This is a genomic window from Mesorhizobium sp. M7A.F.Ca.ET.027.02.1.1 (genome assembly GCF_004022985.1).
Lineage (GTDB): Bacteria > Pseudomonadota > Alphaproteobacteria > Rhizobiales > Rhizobiaceae > Mesorhizobium.
Window position 1 is genome coordinate 1 of the sequence record NZ_RZOL01000482.1, and the last position, 4,288, is coordinate 4,288.

3 protein-coding genes and 2 pseudogenes are annotated in these 4,288 nt (G+C 57.9%); 2 read left to right on the forward strand and 3 right to left on the reverse strand.

Translation table 11 applies throughout. The features are described from left to right. Together EN749_RS31745 and EN749_RS31750 are read left to right on the forward strand one after the other, a co-directional pair. Window positions 1-334 (forward strand): hypothetical protein (locus EN749_RS31745; protein WP_210214741.1); only part of this gene is annotated, 334 nt, incomplete at its 5' end. A gap of 698 nt (window positions 335-1,032) precedes the next feature. After that, window positions 1,033-1,167: pseudogene (locus tag EN749_RS31750) on the forward strand (IS110 family transposase); the annotation flags it as partial. A gap of 300 nt (window positions 1,168-1,467) precedes the next feature. Here the strand turns inward: EN749_RS31750 and EN749_RS31755 are convergent. From EN749_RS31755 to EN749_RS39150, 3 genes and pseudogenes are all read right to left on the reverse strand, one after another. Continuing rightward, complete coding sequence (locus EN749_RS31755) at window positions 1,468-2,448, reverse strand: serine hydrolase domain-containing protein (protein WP_245491537.1); 981 nt, start codon at window positions 2,446-2,448, stop codon at window positions 1,468-1,470. A 126-nt stretch (window positions 2,449-2,574) separates the two neighbouring features. Continuing rightward, complete coding sequence (locus EN749_RS31760) at window positions 2,575-4,086, reverse strand: M81 family metallopeptidase (protein ID WP_128364640.1); 1,512 nt, start codon at window positions 4,084-4,086, stop codon at window positions 2,575-2,577. Further along, window positions 4,083-4,288: pseudogene (locus EN749_RS39150) on the reverse strand (hypothetical protein); the annotation flags it as partial. The pseudogene EN749_RS39150 and the gene EN749_RS31760, both read right to left, overlap by 4 nt.

The window sequence follows — 4,288 nt, forward strand, 5'->3', positions numbered from 1 at the left end:
GCTTTGCACTATGAAGCTGCTCCTCGTTGCGCCGCGGGCGCGACACCTCGACTTTGTCCTCGATGCCGTGGAGGCCTGGTTCGACCGCACCCGCGCGGCGGGCCTGTGGATCACCGCTGGCATCGGTGGTCGCGTCGTGCTCTGGTTCGACGCCGCGTTCGCCGAACAGCCGAGCCTGCTGATCCCGGCGCATCCCGCGCGGGGCCGGATCGACCGCGCGCTGGGCAATCTGATCGGGGTTGGCGTCGCCGAGGCGCATGAGCTGGAGTTGCGGGTGGAAGCGGCGGCGGGCGACCCACAGGTATCGGTCGCGCATCTGGATGGGAGAAGTTGAGAAGGTCCTCCTAAGCTACAGTTTCTCAGAGCGTGACCACCACTTCGATCAGGTCGAGGCGATCTTCGAGCGACATAAGGCGCAGTCGCCGATGTCGCACACGTTGATGCTTCCATTCCGCCTGAAGGCGGGCGAGACGGTCCAAGCCGAGTTCGACGCCTTGCGTGGCACGTGGAGTTTGGAGGATCTCGCCGAAGATGAGCGACAGCCTGGCCGATTCATCCTGGGTTGCGGCGAACGGGGAGCGGTTCGCACGCATCCTCTCCGACAGCGACCAGAATCAGGTCGAGATCAGCTACAATGAGGCCAAGCAGCGTATCGAAGCCCATATCAATCCTCCGGGCGAGCAGCTCAAGATTATCGAGGCTGCAGAAGAAAACCGCCGCAGAATGGGACAGGTAAATCGGTTGGCGATGTGGGCAGTCCACTCGCGCGAGAAAGGTGGTATCGAGGAAGGCTTGACCCTCGAAGAGGCTATCGAACTAGCTGATCAAGTGATGGCCGAACCGCCCGAGGATGCCGATGATGGCGGATTCGGACTAGCCCAAAAGATGACCTCCTTCGCCATTGTTGGAGCAGCAGCAATTGTCGTCGCAAGGGCCGACATGGCGTTTCTCGATGCAAGGCTCGAATGGGCTCGCGAACGGCTTGAGGCGGGTTGTCAGAATCGGCGTTCGCCAGCAGAAGAACACTTTACTGTTGATGAGGCGCGGCCCTTCAAGGTCGTCGCGGTCGCACTCGCCAACAAGATGGCGAGGATTATCTGGGCGCTGCTCACCAAGGGCGGGACATATCGAAATACTGGTGCGGCAAGCGGCGCAGCACGCGCCTGAGCCGAACGACGACCAGGACGGACTGGCCGGCGCGATGCCGGACAGAGGCGAGGTGCACAATTAGACGATGACCCACGGGACGAAATCCCGAGGCGAGAGAGGCCGGCGCGACAATGCGCTTACAGCGCGTCAGATTGATCAGCCCCTCGCATCGCGAATTTCATCGAGGCCAGCGGTCTTAGACCGCGCTGAAAGGCCGGACATATGACCGCACCTATCCCGCTGGATGAAATGTCTGAAAAAGCGCTTGCCCGCGTGGCCGTTCCACATATGTCGCGCTATAACCGAGCTCGTTGTGCGTTACCCACCACTGGCTCCGGTAGGAATAGCCATCTGCACGCATAGCAGAATGGCGGCCGTTCTGGACGTCCTCAAAGACCGAAGCTGGGGGCACCCCTCGCACGTACCCTCGCACAGCATCAGTTTCCCGAAGCGCGAAAGATCACGCAGGCTCGTGCTCAATCCGCCGCCCGCCATCGGCATACCGGCGCTATCGACGATGATATAGGCGTCGTCTTCGCAGCCAAGCGGTCCCCACAGGCGGTCCTGGAGCAGCTTTGCGAACGAGTGTCCCATCGCCCGAGCCATGACCCACGCCAATATTTCCGTATTGATGGTTAGATAATTAAACGGGCCACCATGCGAGGTTTTGCTGCGAATGGTTTGCAAGTAGTCGCAAACCGTCTGCGGCCCCTCATACCCCGCTAGCCTTGGACGAAAGCCGCACGCACGTGCATATTCCCACAGATCTGACTTCTCGTCGGCGTAGACTTCGGTGTGCGCCAGGCCGGTCTGCATGTCCATGACCTGACGCAGGGTGGCGTCTGCCCAACCCGATCCCTGCAGCTCCGGAAGGTAGTACGGGATCAGCTTGCTGTCATCGAGAAGGCCTTCGTGCATGAAAGCCGCCGCGAGGGTGCCCGCATAGGACTTTGTGACTGAATGACAAGCGTGCGGGCGATGCCGCTCAAGGGCACCCAAGTATCGCTCGTATACGATCCGGCCACGATGCAATACCAAGATGCCATCGGTGTAAGTGTCGAATAGGGCCTCGTCGAAGCCGCGAGAACGGCCGTTGGTATCCGAAAACACCAACGCCTCGATCTCGCTCGTCCTGTCGTGGTTCTCCAGAGCCGAAGGGGCGCCAGGCCCGCGCCGCACATTGACGGTGGCGGTGAGCTCGCGCATGTGGGACAGCGACCACCGGATCTGCGGGAAGCTGCGGAAGGCGTCGCCTTCGAATGCAATCCGCTTATCAGCGGGTGGCGGCGCACCCTGCATCCAGCCCAGGACGCCGGGGTCGGACGCGTGACCGTCGAGATAGCGAACTCCATTTCTAGCGTGCTCATATGATCCTTTCCGTGACCAAGGTACGCTCGCCAACTGTGAAAGCGTCTAAGCTAACTTCTAATGGTGACGATCGGAGAGCGGGTTAAATGGGGTGTCGAGATCAATGGGATAGATGGGTCTGCGAGCTCTATGCCAGCTGTAGGCAGCCATCTTGCCTGTCGAGAGGCCTGGCGGATCAGTGGTCACAATCGCCTTTGCTCGGGACTCGAAAAAAGCCCTGAAATGAACGGCCGATTTGATGCAAATGATCTGATATTGGGTGATGTCAGCGCCAGTTAACAAGAACGGACGATCGTCATAAGTTTGATCGTACAAATTCTGCGTAACGATAATTTCTACATTTCCAACGCGCAAGCGAGCAGTTTTACCATAACACACCGGCACTTGTGCATACATAGGAGTTACATATATGGCATTTCCGTCTGATAGTGCGCAGACTTTTGCGTCGTGGAGCTCAATAGAAGTGCCGTGAAGTTCGTCGGTCTTAGCGCCGAGCAAACCAGAAACTGCTCCCCCAACGCCCACTTTGTGAGCAAGAACGGCAATTTCAGGGTCGTAAATGTATCCAAAGATCGCCTTGGGAAGATCTCGAGCCAAAATCTCGCGCAAGAGATGCGTTCCATCCCCAGGTGCCCCGCCACCAGCATTATCAGACGTTTCATTGATGACGATATACCCGACGCCCGGCTTTTTTAGCTCGGCGAGAGCCAGATCTACTGCCGCGTCCGGCATGGGGAACTCATCCGCTTTCATCTGCTCCCGTTTCTCCCAGACGTACTTCGCGATCTCGGAGGCGGCATCCTCTGCGCCATTTTCCGATACAACAACGACAGACGCTCCAACACACGGCACATCCGCAGGAGCGAAACCCTGGAAAAAGGTTGCATCGATTAGGTCGTGTTTATCTACGTAATCGGCGATATACTCTGTCACAGATTTCAAGGGTTCAACCGAAGTTTGCCCCATTTTGAAGACCAGCAGAGGAAGTTGCACAAGCGCCGTTTGGGGTGTCACCTCGCCACGCAGCATGCCAATCAGAGTTGTCATGGCCAAGTAGCCAGCATCCGCCATATCAATGTGGGGGTATTGCTTACAGCCGAACAGGCCATTCGATAATTCAACCATTTCCGGTGTGATGTTCCCGTGCAGATCGAGCGCTGCGGTAATGGGCATATCCGGCCCGACGACCTCCCGCAGTCGTTCTAACGTATAGGCCTCCAAATCATCGGTGTTCTCCGCGCACCCGGCGCCGTGGAGCATCATGCATATACCGGTATAGTCGCTCCTTCGCTCTTCGGCGACACGCACAAGTTCTCCGACAACATGTTCGACAGCCTCTTTGGTGAGTTTCGGGCCGGCGATATCATGTACTGCAACACTTGGGATTAATTCGACAGCACAGTCTTCCGCTGCTCTGATCATGCCCCCAAGATAGTCAGGCGTATCCCGAAATTGGGTAAATATGTCGTCGCCCATCAGCAATCCATTCGGGGCCCAACGGTCGAGACCTGCGGTACCGGGAGCAAAGGTGTTGGTTTCATAACCAATCCGACCGAATAGAATTTTCATACTTTCCTCACGTTGGGGGGCTTTCTGCGGTGTTCCTCAGCTCCGGGGTGAGCATTGGATCGCGCTCTCGCATGAGACCGGACTTCATCTCCGAATGCACGGAAGATTCGCGCGGAGGCGTCGTCCGACTTTACCCAATACTCGGGATGCCATTGCACTCCGACCGCGAAGGTTCCGTCGCGGTCGGAGTGCAATGGCATCC

Bases quoted from the DNA above. Each gene is read 5' to 3' on its own strand.
- EN749_RS31755 (WP_245491537.1), bottom strand. From the start codon at position 2,448: ATGCAGGGTGCGCCGCCACCCGCTGATAAGCGGATTGCATTCGAAGGC.
- EN749_RS31760 (WP_128364640.1), bottom strand. From the start codon at position 4,086: ATGAAAATTCTATTCGGTCGGATTGGTTATGAAACCAACACCTTTGCT.